Annotated in this window: 13 protein-coding genes and 1 other annotated feature; of the genes, 3 read left to right on the top strand and 10 right to left on the bottom strand. The window is 39.9% G+C overall.

Features of this window, described 5'->3' with window-relative positions; genetic code table 11:
- Nucleotides 1-76: 76 nt before the first annotated feature.
- The 3 genes from guaB to BMX26_RS04335 all read right to left on the bottom strand — a co-directional run bounded on the left by guaB (nucleotide 77) and on the right by BMX26_RS04335 (nucleotide 3,941).
- Nucleotides 77-1,564: an IMP dehydrogenase gene (gene guaB / locus BMX26_RS04325; RefSeq protein ID WP_075530233.1), complete on the bottom strand. Its 1,488-nt coding sequence runs from the start codon at nucleotides 1,562-1,564 to the stop codon at nucleotides 77-79.
- Between the two features lie 182 nt (nucleotides 1,565-1,746).
- Nucleotides 1,747-2,547: a tyrosine-protein phosphatase gene (locus BMX26_RS04330; protein ID WP_075530234.1), complete on the bottom strand. Its 801-nt coding sequence runs from the start codon at nucleotides 2,545-2,547 to the stop codon at nucleotides 1,747-1,749.
- A gap of 47 nt (nucleotides 2,548-2,594) precedes the next feature.
- On the bottom strand, nucleotides 2,595-3,941 hold the full coding sequence (locus BMX26_RS04335; RefSeq protein ID WP_075530235.1) for a hemolysin family protein: 1,347 nt from the start codon (nucleotides 3,939-3,941) through the stop codon (nucleotides 2,595-2,597).
- A gap of 333 nt (nucleotides 3,942-4,274) precedes the next feature.
- On the opposite strand from BMX26_RS04335, the gene BMX26_RS04340 reads away from it, so the two are divergent.
- A complete protein-coding gene (locus tag BMX26_RS04340) occupies nucleotides 4,275-4,523 on the top strand; it encodes a hypothetical protein (RefSeq protein ID WP_143454856.1) in 249 nt (82 codons plus the stop codon).
- Between the two features lie 911 nt (nucleotides 4,524-5,434).
- On the opposite strand, the gene BMX26_RS04345 is transcribed toward BMX26_RS04340, so the two are convergent.
- The 5 genes from BMX26_RS04345 to BMX26_RS04365 all read right to left on the bottom strand — a co-directional run bounded on the left by BMX26_RS04345 (nucleotide 5,435) and on the right by BMX26_RS04365 (nucleotide 9,679).
- Nucleotides 5,435-6,250 carry a MetQ/NlpA family ABC transporter substrate-binding protein gene (locus tag BMX26_RS04345; protein WP_075530237.1) on the bottom strand — a complete coding sequence of 272 codons (816 nt, stop codon included), beginning with the start codon at nucleotides 6,248-6,250 and terminating at the stop codon, nucleotides 5,435-5,437.
- 29 nt (nucleotides 6,251-6,279) lie between these two features.
- Nucleotides 6,280-6,966: a methionine ABC transporter permease gene (locus BMX26_RS04350; protein WP_075530238.1), complete on the bottom strand. Its 687-nt coding sequence runs from the start codon at nucleotides 6,964-6,966 to the stop codon at nucleotides 6,280-6,282.
- Nucleotides 6,959-8,002 (bottom strand): methionine ABC transporter ATP-binding protein, encoded by a 1,044-nt coding sequence (locus BMX26_RS04355; protein ID WP_075530239.1) that lies wholly within the window; start codon nucleotides 8,000-8,002, stop codon nucleotides 6,959-6,961. Before BMX26_RS04355 ends, BMX26_RS04350 begins: the two co-directional genes overlap by 8 nt.
- Nucleotides 8,003-8,039: 37 nt before the next feature.
- Nucleotides 8,040-8,271 (bottom strand) — a binding site (T-box leader).
- 127 nt (nucleotides 8,272-8,398) lie between these two features.
- Nucleotides 8,399-9,199, bottom strand: coding sequence for a putative ABC transporter permease (locus BMX26_RS04360; RefSeq protein ID WP_075530240.1), 801 nt, complete (start codon nucleotides 9,197-9,199; stop codon nucleotides 8,399-8,401).
- A gap of 6 nt (nucleotides 9,200-9,205) precedes the next feature.
- Nucleotides 9,206-9,679 (bottom strand): hypothetical protein, encoded by a 474-nt coding sequence (locus BMX26_RS04365; protein ID WP_075530241.1) that lies wholly within the window; start codon nucleotides 9,677-9,679, stop codon nucleotides 9,206-9,208.
- Between the two features lie 294 nt (nucleotides 9,680-9,973).
- On the opposite strand from BMX26_RS04365, the gene BMX26_RS04370 reads away from it, so the two are divergent.
- Complete coding sequence (locus tag BMX26_RS04370; RefSeq protein ID WP_075530242.1) at nucleotides 9,974-10,645, top strand: L,D-transpeptidase; 672 nt, start codon at nucleotides 9,974-9,976, stop codon at nucleotides 10,643-10,645.
- A gap of 30 nt (nucleotides 10,646-10,675) precedes the next feature.
- Here the strand turns inward: BMX26_RS04370 and BMX26_RS04375 are convergent, their stop codons facing one another.
- Both BMX26_RS04375 and BMX26_RS04380 read right to left on the bottom strand, forming a co-directional pair.
- Entirely contained in the window at nucleotides 10,676-11,410 is a 735-nt protein-coding gene (locus BMX26_RS04375; RefSeq protein ID WP_075530243.1) for a L,D-transpeptidase, read from the bottom strand.
- A gap of 77 nt (nucleotides 11,411-11,487) precedes the next feature.
- A complete protein-coding gene (locus BMX26_RS04380) occupies nucleotides 11,488-13,032 on the bottom strand; it encodes an ABC-F family ATP-binding cassette domain-containing protein (protein WP_075530244.1) in 1,545 nt (514 codons plus the stop codon).
- A 146-nt stretch (nucleotides 13,033-13,178) separates the two neighbouring features.
- Here BMX26_RS04380 and BMX26_RS09595 point away from each other — a divergent pair, with 146 nt between their 5' ends.
- Complete coding sequence (locus BMX26_RS09595) at nucleotides 13,179-13,319, top strand: hypothetical protein (RefSeq protein ID WP_173647706.1); 141 nt, start codon at nucleotides 13,179-13,181, stop codon at nucleotides 13,317-13,319.
- The last annotated feature ends 477 nt before the right edge of the window (nucleotides 13,320-13,796 follow it).

The following is a 13,796-nucleotide window of genomic DNA, read 5'->3' on the forward strand; positions in this document are numbered from 1 at the left end:
AATATATCTCTATTTTAGTTGAAGCATAAAAAAAAAGATAGCTACTTATGCAACTATCTTTTTCAGTCATTTAACTTTAATTTTTGGAATAGTTTGGTGCTTCTTTAGTAATTTGCACATCATGTGGATGAGATTCACGCAAACCAGCTCCGGTAATTTGAACAAATTGAGCATTTTCACGCAAGCTAGCCAAATCACCAGCACCGACATATCCCATCCCTGAACGCAAGCCGCCGGTCATTTGGTAAACGACATCGCCAACCTTGCCTTTGTAAGCAACTTGACCTTCAATCCCTTCAGGAACGAGCTTATTAGCTTCATTAATACCGCTTTGGAAATAACGGTCAGCTGAACCATGGGTTGAATCCATCGCAGCCAAACTGCCCATCCCACGGTAAGTTTTAAAACGACGTCCCTGATAGATAATTGTTTCGCCTGGTGCTTCATCGGTTCCGGCTAACATGGAACCCAGCATTACGGCATTGCCCCCAGCAGCTAAAGCTTTCACGATATCCCCCGAGTATTTAATCCCGCCATCAGCAATAATGGTCTTACCATATTCACGGGCTACACCAGCAGCATCATATACAGCTGTTAATTGTGGAACACCAACCCCAGCAATAATCCGCGTTGTACAGATAGAACCAGGTCCAATCCCGACTTTGACAACATCAACTCCGGCATCGTACAAAGCCTTAGTTGCTTGAGCTGTTGCTACATTGCCAGCAATCAGTGTTGCTTCAGGGAAATGTTCTCTAATTTCTTTGATTTTACGTAAAACACCAGCTGAGTGGCCATGAGCAGTATCAATAACCAAGGCATCAGCTCCTGCATTCAGCAAAGCAGCGGCTCTTTCAAAGGTGTCGCTGGTAACCCCAACAGCTGCAGCGGCTAATAAGCGTCCATGTTCATCTTTAGCCGCATTAGGGAATTCAACGACTTTTTCAATGTCTTTAATAGTGATCAAGCCCACTAATTGACCCTTTGGGTTCACCAAAGGCAGCTTTTCAATCTTGTGTTCTTGCAAAATTTGTTCAGCCTTGTCCAAAGAAGTGCCTTCAGGTGCTGTAATCAAACCTTCTTTAGTCATAACCTTGCCGATTTCAATGTCATGATTTTCAACAAAGCGGATATCACGGTTGGTAATAATCCCACAGAACTTACGATTATCGAACGTTTCAACCACTGGAACACCACTGATACGGTACTTTTTCATCAAACCTTCAGCTTCGCTAACCGTGTTGGCTGGAGTCAGATAGAAAGGATCGATGATAACGCCGCTTTCAGAGCGCTTAACTTTGCGAACTTCGTCTGCTTGCTGTTCAATCGTCATATTCTTATGAATGACACCAAGACCGCCTTGACGTGCCATTGCAATTGCCATCGCTGATTCAGTCACTGTGTCCATACCAGCACTGATGATTGGAATATTGAGCTTGATATTTTTAGCAAGCTGAACACTCAAATCAACATCATTTGGTAAAACATGGCTTTCAGCAGGAATTAATAGGACATCATCAAAAGTTAAGCCTTTTTTGACAAATTTAGTATCCCAATTGGACATTTTTAGTACGCTCCTTTAAGAATTTGATTTTTTATTTGTTTGCTAGTGTACAAAAAAAACGGTTGAATTGCAAGCCTTCTTAGCAAATTCTTAGTATTATTAGCAAAATGACATTAAAATTACTAAAAAAAGTTCGCTTTTTAGTCCAAATATTCCCTGATATTTCGCCTAAAACCCTCTTATTATTCGGCATCAGCTATCGCGACATCTTCTAAATAAAGCTCTTTTAACTTTTGGATCTGGTCTGGCGTTAATTGCAAATATTTGGCAGCATAAGCATCGATTCCGCCTAAAAGATCCAAAACCTGCATGATAAAAGCAAAATGTTCTTTTCTAACTCCTAGATAAGCATTGAGCTTTTGCGCCAAAGCGTCGCCATTAGACGCTTCAATTAATTTATTTTGTTCCTCAACAGATGTATTATCTGCAAAAAATAAATTTGTCAGCATAAAGTCTTGCAAAATATCCTGATCTCTAACGCCTAACAGTTTCAGCAGCAAAATAGCGCCTATTCCGGTCCGATCTTTACCGGCAACACAATGAAAAACCACACTTTGCTTATCATGATCATTTTCCAGCAAAGTCCAAAAAAGCTTTCGATAAGCTCGGTTGGCATGCGGATCAACCAACATTTTTAAATAAGATTCACACGCAAAATCCAAGCCGTCTTTGACAATTTTAAGGTAATTGACAACCCCTAAAGCTTTAATAAGTGGACATTCCATCGGATAGACTGAATCAGATAGATACTGCGCTTGTTTAGGTACCCGGTCTTTGGCATATTCCTGTTCGCTGTCTGACCGCAAATCAACTACATACCTGACTCCATAATCCTCTAAAAAAACAAGGTCTGATTCAGTCAAATAAGCCATACTACCGCAGCGCAATATTTTTTTGGCCTTAGTTCTTTGATGCTTAGCAGTCTCATAACCGCCTAATTCTCGAAAATTGACCCCTTTTTCCAACTCTAAAAAGCGTTTCATCAAATCATCCTTTCAAAAAAAGCAAGGCTTGCCTGCCTTGCTTTGGTTTAGTCTTCACTTGTTTTGGCTACTTCAACGATTTTATGGCGGGAGACTTCCAGCCACTCGATGTAGTTGCGGTTAAATTCGGTAATCTTGATATCAAAATCACCAATAGTGATGATTGTCCCTAATTTAACCTTATAATTTTCCAGCAAATAACCGGCAATTGTAACACTTTCGGATTCTTGGAAATCTTTGTCTCTAAACTTGAAATAGCGTTCAAAGTCATATAAGGTCGTCTTGCCGGAAACACGGTAAGTTCCATCATGATTATCAATAATATCTTCTAAAGAAACATCATCAGCTTCATCTTTAACGGTACCAAATAATTCTTCATAAATATCACGGTCGGTGACAATCCCACTGGTACCACCATATTCATCTAAAACTACCACAATTGGTGTTTGCTTTTGCACCATATTTTGCAAAAGATTTTGAATTGGCGTTACTTCAGGGACGGTAATAATCGTCCGCATTACTTTGCTTACCCGAACACTATCATCAACTTGTGCTTGGCGAATCATATCATAGATGTAGACGTAACCCAAGATTTTATCCTTATCATTATTAGCAACCACCGGAAAGCGGGTGAATTTCTTTTGCAAGTATTTATTGATGACACCCCGAACCGTATCAGTGACATCAACAACTTCCAGACTAGTCCGGTCAATCATAATATCTTTGGCAACCTTATCATTGAAGTCAAAGGCTCTTTGCATGTATAAAAAGTCGTCTTTATCAATGGCTCCGCCGTGCACCGCATTTTTAGAAATATTCAAAATTTCATTTTGCGACATCACGTCTTCTTCTTCGCCCGCCGGCTTTAAGCCAATTAAACGGACAATACCTGAAGCTGACACATTTAACAGCCAGACAAAAGGATAAAAGGCCACGTGGAAATAATGCAACGGTGTAACGATAAACATCATGACCTTCATAGGCATATCAATACTGATATTTTTAGGGACAATTTCGGTAATCACGACCTCTAAGTAAGTCAAAATAGTAACCCCTAAAACCGCTGAAATAGCGACTACCGTGGCATGATTAATCGGCATAAAACCTAATAAATCACGTAAAATTTTCGACAGAGTATCGGCCCCAATCCAGCCTAAAATAATCCCCGTCGTTGAAACCCCTACCTGCGTAGTCGACAAATATTCATTGATATTTGTCACCATTTGCAAAGCCAGCTGCAATTTGCGCTTATTGCCCGTACCAGCTTCTAAAGCACTTTCAATGGCACTCTTTCTGATAGTGACAATCGCAAATTCAGAAGCCACGAAAAAGGCTGCAAAATAAAAAACAACGATGATGATGATCAGATTAGTTAACGCCTGACCACTGGACATACATACATTCCCCATTTCTAAAAGTTATTACACCCGTATTTTACCATAATTATGGCAAAAATTAACCTAAAAAGAGTTCTGCATAAAGCGGCAGGATGCATTTTTTTGAGAAGTTACCTGTAAAACGGCCTGTCTTATGTTGCATGTACATCTTTCTGTCTTGGAATACGTTTGTAAGGATGTAAACTATAAGGTCGGAAGGCGGAGTTTTCTTTTCTTAACGGAATCCACATTTTTCCATCAACTCAACAATCGTCAACCACCCTAGGATAAAATCTAGAACTTGAGAAGGCAAATCTCACAACTTTTCAGGAAGCACACGATACCGTTGAAGTGGCCGGAGTATCCCCGCAGATGCTGGCTGCCAAGATTTCTACCGACGACCCCAGCGTCTTAAACATCGGTGTGGCTTACAGACTGTATCCGGAATACTACATGTTTGTCCTTAATGGAAATATACAGACGATTACGGAAACTATCGGCGCTTACAAAGACTTGAACTTATTTACCCTGCAAATGTCCGCACCAGATGATGGTCCTAAAAAATCTCCTTTAACAGCTCAAGGTACAATTCATCTTTGATGACGGTTTCAGACTGCCAATGTATGCCATGCACCAACTCTACAAGACGGAAACCGGTGGAAAATAGCATTGATCCTTTACTTCCCATCCGCTACACCTGACAAAGCAGTCATCGGACATAAGGAACACTTCGCCATCGAATTTGGCAACAACATTAATGCAGCCTTTTCTAAATTGAACTAAACGCAAAAAAGATGTACAATCGGCTAGAAAACAGCCCTTGTACATCTTTTTTTCAGGAGGAAATTATGACTGACCTCTGCAAAAGTAAAACCGCAATTAAAAATGCCTCGGAAGACTTGCTTAATTAAAAGACTACCTTAATAGTAACGTCTTCTTCAATTTCATAAAACGACTTATTTCCAAAGCATTTTATCTTAAAAACCTTATCCAATTCAGTATTATTCCTTACATTCACCTTAGCTAAGAGGAACGGTTTTTCTGAACATATCCATATTTCAATTAAACTTCCCTTGTCTGAAAATTCCAATTATATCGAATACGTCTCATCATTATAAAAAAACTCTACCTCATGTCCTTGTAATAAAGCTTTTTTTCAGTTCTTCAATACTCTCTATCATCATTTGTCAAATCGTCAACTGTGACTCTAAGCGCATTAGCTATCCTCACTAAATTACTACCTCTAGAAATTCTATTACCATTAACATAATGCAAAATAGCTGATTTGCAGCTGATTTTGTAGTCAATTGATAATAAGAAGACTGGGACAAAATAGCCTCTATGACAAAAAAACTATCAAACTTTTCATTCTTAATGATCAGTTTGATAGTTTTTATTTTTGTTGAATTTAAAGCCCCACACAAAGGCTTTCTAAAGTTGGGATGCTGAAACCAAAATGAGTTTCAAATCATAAAATTTTACATTATGTCATGTCCTAGCCTTTTAATTAATTACTTGCTAACTGGCAAAACAGCGCCTCTGTACTTCTTGGTAATCCATTTTTGTGTAGACTTAGACTTCAAAGCTTTAACCAATTTCTTGATGGCCTTGTTCTTCTTGTCTTTCTTTTGAACGGCAATTACGTTAGCATATGGTGAAGATTGCTTTTCCAAGGCAATCGCATCTTTTTTAGGATTGAGCTTAGCTTGAACAGCATAGTTAGCATTGATAACAGTAGCATCAGCTTCATTTGCTTCATAAAGTTTTGGCATCAATTTTGCTTCAAAAGTATGCTTGAATTTGATATTTTTCTTGTTGGTCTTGATATCATCAAAAGTAGCTGTTTCAATTTTGGTGCCTTTTTTCAAAGTAATCAAGCCGGCATCTTTAAAAATTTTAAGTACCCGGCCATAATCAGAAACATTGCTAGAAACATAAACCGTTGCATTCTTTGGCAATTTCTTTAAGCTCTTATATTTCTTAGAGTAAACCCCGATTGGTTCAAGGTGAATTGAGCCAGCGGAAACCAAAGTCCCATGATTTTTCTTATTCCAGTTCTTTAAAAAAGGGGTGTGTTGGAAATAATTAGCATCAAGTTCTCCGTTAGCCAAGGCCTTGTTGGGCATTACATAATCGTTGAAAACTTTAACTTTTAACGTAATCCCCTGCTTCTTGAGCTTAGGTACCACGTGCCGCAAAATTTCAGCGTGCGGTGTAGCAGAAGCCCCCACCGTCAACGTTGTATCAGCTTGAACCTTTGTATTAACGCCGGCAAATAATGCTAAAGCTGCTACTGCAGCAGTTAAAATACCTGTAATTTTTTTCATGTAAATCACCTCAATAAATTTGTCCTTTTTTAACGTTTATCAATTTTTTTAACGGCAAAATCGCCTAAAGCTTGGAAAGCAAATACAATAATTACAATAACAACGGTAGCGGCTAAGGTAATGGTATTATTATACGATTGGAATCCATCCGTATAAGCCAATTGACCTAAGCCACCAGCACCAATGGCCCCTGCCATGGCGGTATAGCCAATCAAAGAAATCGCGGTCACCGTCAATCCTGACACCAAAGCGGGCATGCTTTCCGGCAGGAGAACTTTAAAGATTACCTGCCATTTGGTTGCCCCCATCGCTTCAGCGGCTTCCAAGACCCCGCTATCAACTTCATGAAAAGCTAACTCAACCAGTCTGGCATAAAAGGGAGCGGCGGAAAAGACCAAAGACGGAATGGCTGCCTTAGCACCTGTGATTGCCCCTACTAAAACTTGGGTTAGCGGTAGTAAAAGCACTATCAAAATAATGAAAGGAATGGAACGAAAAATATTCACAAACAAAGCCACTATAAGGTTCAAGCCCTTGACGGCTTTACTCTTGGAACCCGATGTTTCATACAACAAAAGACCTAAGAGAATGCCTAAGATAGCTACAATCACCACCGAAGCAACTGTCATCCAAACAGTTTCCCAGGCTGCTGACCAAACATTAGGCCAATTAACATCTTGAAAGCGGAAATATGAAGTTAAATTCGAACTACTCATCTGTAATCACCTTCGTTTCTACCCTTAATTCATTGAACAGCTTAACGGCTGCCTCAATATCCTCTTTAGTGCCTAAAAGCTGGATAAACAAGGTGCCAATCGTGGCATTTTTATCTGCCAACTGGTGGATTGACCCTTCCAAAATGCTCAATTCCAAACCGGGGAAGCTTTTGATAACCTGTTCGACCACGGGATTTTCCACTTGATTACCATGAAAGCGCAGTTGGATCAGCTGACCATTAGGATATCTTTGCAACAGGTCTTTAGCAACACTCTTAATATCCGGTGTTTGGTTGGTATCAACCTCGGCATTGACAAACCGCTTCGTCAATGCTTGCTTCGGATTGGTGAAGACATCTGATACAAGGCCTTCTTCAATGATTTTGCCATTTTCCATGACCGCAACTTTATTCGCTAACCGGCGAATAACGTGCATTTCATGGGTAATAATGACAATCGTCAAATTAAGCTTTTGGTTGATATCATCTAATAAATCCAAAACCTCATCAGTCGTTTGCGGATCCAAAGCACTAGTGGCTTCATCTGAAATTAAAATATCGGGATTATTCGCCAAAGCTCTGGCAATGCCAACCCGCTGCTTTTGTCCGCCTGAAAGTTGGGACGGGTAAGCATGGGTCCGGTCGCCTAAACCAACCAATTCAGCTAACTGCTGGGCCTTTTTGATTCTTTCAGTCTTATCCATGCCAATTAATTCCAGCGGAAATTCAATATTTTCCAGTACTGTCCGTGACCATAGAAGGTTAAAGTGCTGAAAAATCATTCCAATTTTTTTGCGTTGTTCCCGCAAATCTTTACCTTTTAACTTGCTGATTTCAATATCATTGATAAAGACTGAACCTTCCGTTGGTGTTTCCAAGCCGTTTAGCATTCGAACTAAAGTACTTTTACCTGCTCCGGAAAAACCAACAATTCCAAAGACATCACCATCAGCAATCTTTAAATTAACACCCTGCACAGCTTTGACAGGACCATCAGCTGTTTGGAAAGTCTTTGAAATATCCTTAAATTCAATCATGTTCTCACATCCTTTAATAAAAAAAGCTTCCGTCCTCACAAAGGACGAAAGCTCGCGGTACCACCTTATTTTGCCTAAACCTCACAATTTAGACCTCAAACTAATAACAAGTATTAGTCATAAATGTTAACGCATTTCAGCGGACCGCAAGCTTTATTTTGCGATCAGACTCCAAGGCCATCTTCAGGTGCGTTTCTGTCTCCCTTTTCCAGCATCCGGGTTCTCTGGTAACATACTAAGCAGCCATCTCTTCTCTTCAACGTCTTTTATCTTGTTAATGACTTGATATTAACGTCATTTGTTAATTTTGTCAACACTTTTTAATTTTAATCCACAAATTCTCACCGTTTATTCACAAAAAAGCAGAGAACCTTGCGATTCTCTGCTTTACACAGGCTATTTTTTAAGCAATCTTTCTTTAATTTCTTCGAAATCAGGTGCTTCAATAAAGCGTAGTTTAGGGAAACTCTTCAGCATACGCCGTTCATTCCACGTAAATTTCTTTTCGGATTCATTTAATTTACGCAAAATGGTTTCATGCCAGCTATCAAGGTACAATTCTAATTGCTTCAACTGGCTTTCCGGACCTAACTTAAGGTATGGCCGCTTAGACCAAGCCGTTTCAAATTCTTGCTTCAGCCGTGCTCTTTCGTCCGTAATCCGGCTTTCTAAAAGCAGGGCATGGGCCCGGAACTTTTGCATATTGAGGACCGTAAACGTCGTATCAGTGGCAAGAATAAGCACCACCAGTGTGGCCGCTCCGTGACCAAATCTTTGCTCCAAAGCTTTAACAAAAAGCAGCACATACACCTGCACAAACCGGGTTATCACTACGACAGCAAAACCCCAAAAAAGTGAAATTTCAGGGGCAATCCGTCCTTTGATGTTACCCTTTAACATTGAATAATCCCATAATTTCAGGTGGAAAATATTCTCCAAAAAAACGGCCGCCAAATATTCAAACACCGTCGAAACCACCATACCGCCTAAAAAGAGGAGCACGAGATTATCCGTTACCTTAGCCGTGCACACGACCACCGTGGTCACGGCAAAACCATATACAGGACAGTAGGGGCCAAATAAGAACCCCCGATATACAAAATGTTTGGCTTTAAGCGAGCAATAAATCGTTTCCCAGGCCCAGCCAATCACCGCATAGCAAAAAAACATCAAGATAATATCATCTAGCGAATACATCTAAACTCAATCCTTTTCTTCTTGCGTCCGATTAAATTCAATTTGCGTTAAAGCATCTAAAGCTGCGGTCATCACCGCTTCTTTAACCCCAGGTTGGGTTAAAGAAGCTGCCGGCGCAATCCGCATAATCTTGAAGTTAGAGGCGTTTAACCCCTGACCTTGAGCTATAAAATAGATAATAACCGGCACTGTTTGTGTGATATCATCAAAAAAATTATCGACCTTTTTGATATTGGCAAAAGGCAGGTTAATAATCCCAGTCTCTAAACTCAAAGTTATCTGCCCTGCACCATCACCGATCAAAAGACGCGCTGCTGCCAACTTATTTTTTGATACTGCTGCTTCAACTTTGGTGAGTAGCGGTGCCAAAAAAGCAGAAACATCTTTGATGACGTCTGCGCTTGATTTAGCCAAAAGCCGGTCTTGCTGATAATCTTCTTGTTCAATTTTTGCAATAAAGTCTTGGACTTTAATCTGCATTTTCTTCACATCCTAATATCTTACAAGTTAATATCCATGTTAAAGGTCAATTTAAAAAGCGTCAAGCCTTCCGTAATAAATTTACCGATTTGTTCTAAGATCATATTTTTATGATCAAACTTTCCCCCCAAAAAAGCTTAGTTTTGATACCAGCGCTTTTAACGGGTAGTTTACTGGCTTTTTTTCTTCTTTCAGTGTACGCTATTTTCTTTATTTGAGCAAAGAATCTTTTAAAAACATTTAACCTCATTTTTAATGATATGATGCTATAATGTAGCGTAAATGGAGGATTTTATGCTAAGAAATAGAACAAAAAAAAGGCACACCCTGGCTAAACTTTTGTTTGGCTTGGGTTTAATCTTGATTGCTGCTGGCTTAATAACTCGAAAATTTAACAGCTATAATCAAACAATTAGCCAAAGTAACAAAAGTATCGCTAATTTATCTAAAAAAATCGCATCTACGACGGCTAAAAGTACTAATAAGTCTGTGATGCGTACTCCCATTGATTGGCAAAAGTCTTCGCAAACAACAGCCTACCCGGATCTTAAATCAACTTCTGACCTGTGGATTTTAGTGAAGCTTAGAGCCAACCGGACCTACCTCAAATCAGGCTCCAAAACAATCTATACCATGTATTCTTCCGGTGGCAAATACCGGCAAAAAAATGGGCAAACCGTCAGCTATACCCCTATAGGCACCTATTATGTCCAAAATGAACGTGGCAAAACCTTTTATAATGCCTCATTAAATGAAGGTGCAAACTATTGGGTTTCTTTTTTGAATCACGGTGAATACCTTTTTCATACAGTACCGATCGACAGCCAAGGCAACTATAAAAAAGACGAGGCCGCTAAGTTGGGTAAAGAACCTGCTTCACACGGCTGCATCAGATTATCGATTCCTGACGCCAAATACTTATACGAAAATCTGCCGGTCAATACCCGCGTCGTTATTCAAAATTAAAAAAAAGAACGCTCCATGAGCGTTCTTTTTTTATTCAAGACTTAAAACCCGCCATGGATCACGCTTATCTTTATGTCCCATAATCATCACCGGTGTTTTAGCAGGCAGATTTTCTTCAATCCATTGTGCATCAGGCACGGAAAGCCGAATCGTCCCATAGGCCTTGATATTATTTTTCTTAGTAACTTTACCACCTAAGCGTGCAGCCTGCTTTTTTAAAACATGGCCATTAGCATCAAATGGTACTGATTCAAAGCGATACAAGGATCCATATCCTTTCAAAGCAGTCCAATACTTAGCCCCATATCCTCTGGTAGCATCATAATAAGATGTGCCGCGGTTCTTTGACAAGTGGTATTTGCCAACGGGTGTTTGATTGTAACGCTTTGTCTTCTTGTAATTTTTAGCTACTGAAGCGTACATCGTATAAATGGTATACGGTCCTCGTCTGATATAAACGCGCTGCTTTCTAATGTTAACTTCAATCCAAACTTTATTTTCCAAAGTCTTGGCGTGCACATATTTGCTGATATCAGGATAACCCCCGCTTAAAGTCGCTTGATTCCAAGCGGCTGGACGAATTCTTTTCTTTTGATCAGCCAACAGCTGTTTTTGTTTCGCTGCCTGTCTAGCGTCTTTTAAAGACTGTTCGTGCAGCTTGACGCTATTCACCTGGCGGATGTGGTGCATCGTAACCATACTATATGCAGTTACACAAACCAAAATAGCTGCCACCAGCCATTGCAGAAGATTGCTTTTTTTCATCTCAGGATAAACTCCTTTACATATACATACACTTTAAATATACGTGTCACGCCTAATAATGTCAAATAAATCTTAGCTTACTTGTGCAAGCGGATTTGTTCCACGTCAAAAATCTTATCCACCCAGTCTTGGTAAAAATGCGGTTCGTGCGTTACCAGCAAAACATTGCCTGGATAAGCTATTAAAGCTTCCCTTAAAGCCTTTTTGGTCTCATCATCCAAGTGATTTGTCGGTTCATCCAAAATCAAAAAATTACTTGGCTTTAGTTCCATAATACATAGTTTGACCTTAGTCTGTTCGCCCCCGCTTAATAAGTTCATCGCTTTTAAGCTGTTGGACGCACTGAGTCCCGCACGTGCCAAGCGTTGGCGAATGGTTTTGGGCTCTAAGCGCGGATAGATATCTTGAACAATTTGCAAGGGGGTTTTAGAAGCATCATCCCATATTAAATCTTGGTTAAAATAGTTGATAACGCAGGCATTAACAAACTTGGCCGACCCCTTAAAAGTCGGAATTAAGCCCAAAATCGATTTAATCAGCGTGGACTTGCCGACCCCGTTGAACCCTTTTAAAACAACCTTTTCTCCATGCCGCATCGAAAAAGTGACCGGAGACAGTAGAGGCGTTTGGTAGCCTACTTCCAAATTTTTAACTGTTAAGGTTGCTGCCGACAAAAGTTCAATATAAGGAAATTTAAAATGCGCCTGTACATTATCAGAAGGCGGATCAATTCGTTCCAGCTTATCTAAGCGCTTTTGCCGTGATTTCGCCATTGTCGCCCGCGTGCCGGCTTTATTTTTACGGATATAAGCTTCATCTTTTTCGATTTGCCGGCGCTGTTTTTCATAGGCTTTTTGCTGCACTTCACGCTTGATATTTTTTTGCTTTAAAGCAGCTTTAAAGCTTCCGGTGTATTTGGTAATTTTACCAAAGGCTACATCAATAATGGTATTGGTGATACGTTCTAAAAAGTCATAGTCATGTGAAATGACCATAAAAGCACCGGTAAAGTTATTTAAATAATTAATCAGCCATTCAATATGTTCGGTGTCCAAATAATTGGTCGGTTCGTCCAATAGCAAAACATCGGGCTGTTCTAGCAGCAGTTTAGCTAAAATAATCTTCGACCTTTGCCCACCGGAACAAGCACTGACCTGCCGATTCGGGCCTAAAGCATCAATCCCCAATCCTGTCATCACTTGTGCAATTTTGGTTTGGATATCATAAAAAGCCTGGGATTCTAAAATTTCTTGATAGCGCCCTGCCTGTTCAAGCAAACTTTCATCTAAATTGAGGGCATAATCCGTGTAGCATTGTGCTTGTTTGGCTTGAATGTCGAATAAATCTTGAAAAGCGCTCTCTAAAAAAGCGCCAATCGTCAAATCATGGGCTGATTGGGCGTATTGATCCAGGTAGCCGATTTTGACACCCCTTTGCCATTTAATTTGACCTTCATCCGGCAAAAGTTGTTTGGTAATAATTTTAATCAAGGTTGACTTGCCGGCACCATTTTGCCCAATGACTCCCATATGATCTTCTTTATTCAAGCGAAAAGATGCATCCTGGTAAAGCTGTTTGTCATCAAAAGTCATCGCCAAGTCTGATACTTCTAAAATACTCATTTTTTCCTCTCTTTCATTCTCTTAATTATAACACCGGCTTGCCTTTCACAAAACGTAAATCCAGCTAATCAGCTTAAAGGACTTGCAATTTTAGCTAAATTCAGCTAAAATGGATAATTGCATGAATAGTGAGAGGGGTGAATCTAATGTCTCAAAACGTACACGTTGGTGCTGCTAACGATCGTCGTCCAGTTAACCAAAAGAACATCAAGAAGCGTCGTGCACAACACCAAGCTGTCTTGGCTTTCTTGAAGGAACGCGATGATGCTGACAAGGCTAGCAAATAAGTTGAGCAAAGCGCATACCGCGTGGAGCTCGTCTGCTGACAAAGGCTGACTCGAGAGCCGCCGGCAGACAGTTCAATTATAATTGAATTCTTAATAGCTCCACATGGGCCGCTTGGGCGCATGTGGATTTATTTTGCTCTTTTTTGTAAAAAAAGAACTCATTGCCTAAGCAACGAGTTGTAATCTTTCCAATATATGTTCGACTATCTTGCGTCAAAACTTGACGCCGAGTGCTTTAAAACAAGTTCAGTATAAGCACACATAAGCCTATAATTGCCCAAAATGGCAAGACCAAGGCGCCCCCCCAGGCTAACTTCTTGAGTCCATCCATTCCTTATTCCTCACTTTCGTATACCAAATAACAATTTGCAAATACTATTATAACAGATACAGACTAAAAGAAAACGGTTTACATGAAAATTTCATACTTTTATAACATTTTCACAAGCTTTCGTTCGTTTTAAAACGCTTAATATG

The sequence above is a fragment of the Ligilactobacillus sp. WC1T17 genome, from assembly GCA_900110005.1.
GTDB classification, from domain to species: domain Bacteria; phylum Bacillota; class Bacilli; order Lactobacillales; family Lactobacillaceae; genus Ligilactobacillus; species Ligilactobacillus ruminis_A.

Excerpts from the sequence above, each read along its gene's own strand:
- guaB (WP_075530233.1), bottom strand. The coding sequence starts at position 1,564 with ATGTCCAATTGGGATACTAAATTTGTCAAAAAAGGCTTAACTTTTGAT.
- BMX26_RS04330 (WP_075530234.1), bottom strand. The coding sequence starts at position 2,547 with ATGAAACGCTTTTTAGAGTTGGAAAAAGGGGTCAATTTTCGAGAATTA.
- BMX26_RS04335 (WP_075530235.1), bottom strand. The coding sequence starts at position 3,941 with ATGTCCAGTGGTCAGGCGTTAACTAATCTGATCATCATCATCGTTGTT.
- BMX26_RS04345 (WP_075530237.1), bottom strand. The coding sequence starts at position 6,250 with ATGAAAAAAATTACAGGTATTTTAACTGCTGCAGTAGCAGCTTTAGCA.
- BMX26_RS04350 (WP_075530238.1), bottom strand. The coding sequence starts at position 6,966 with ATGAGTAGTTCGAATTTAACTTCATATTTCCGCTTTCAAGATGTTAAT.
- BMX26_RS04355 (WP_075530239.1), bottom strand. The coding sequence starts at position 8,002 with ATGATTGAATTTAAGGATATTTCAAAGACTTTCCAAACAGCTGATGGT.
- BMX26_RS04360 (WP_075530240.1), bottom strand. The coding sequence starts at position 9,199 with ATGTATTCGCTAGATGATATTATCTTGATGTTTTTTTGCTATGCGGTG.
- BMX26_RS04365 (WP_075530241.1), bottom strand. The coding sequence starts at position 9,679 with ATGCAGATTAAAGTCCAAGACTTTATTGCAAAAATTGAACAAGAAGAT.
- BMX26_RS04370 (WP_075530242.1), top strand. The coding sequence starts at position 9,974 with ATGCTAAGAAATAGAACAAAAAAAAGGCACACCCTGGCTAAACTTTTG.
- BMX26_RS04375 (WP_075530243.1), bottom strand. The coding sequence starts at position 11,410 with ATGAAAAAAAGCAATCTTCTGCAATGGCTGGTGGCAGCTATTTTGGTT.
- BMX26_RS04380 (WP_075530244.1), bottom strand. The coding sequence starts at position 13,032 with ATGAGTATTTTAGAAGTATCAGACTTGGCGATGACTTTTGATGACAAA.
- BMX26_RS09595 (WP_173647706.1), top strand. The coding sequence starts at position 13,179 with ATGTCTCAAAACGTACACGTTGGTGCTGCTAACGATCGTCGTCCAGTT.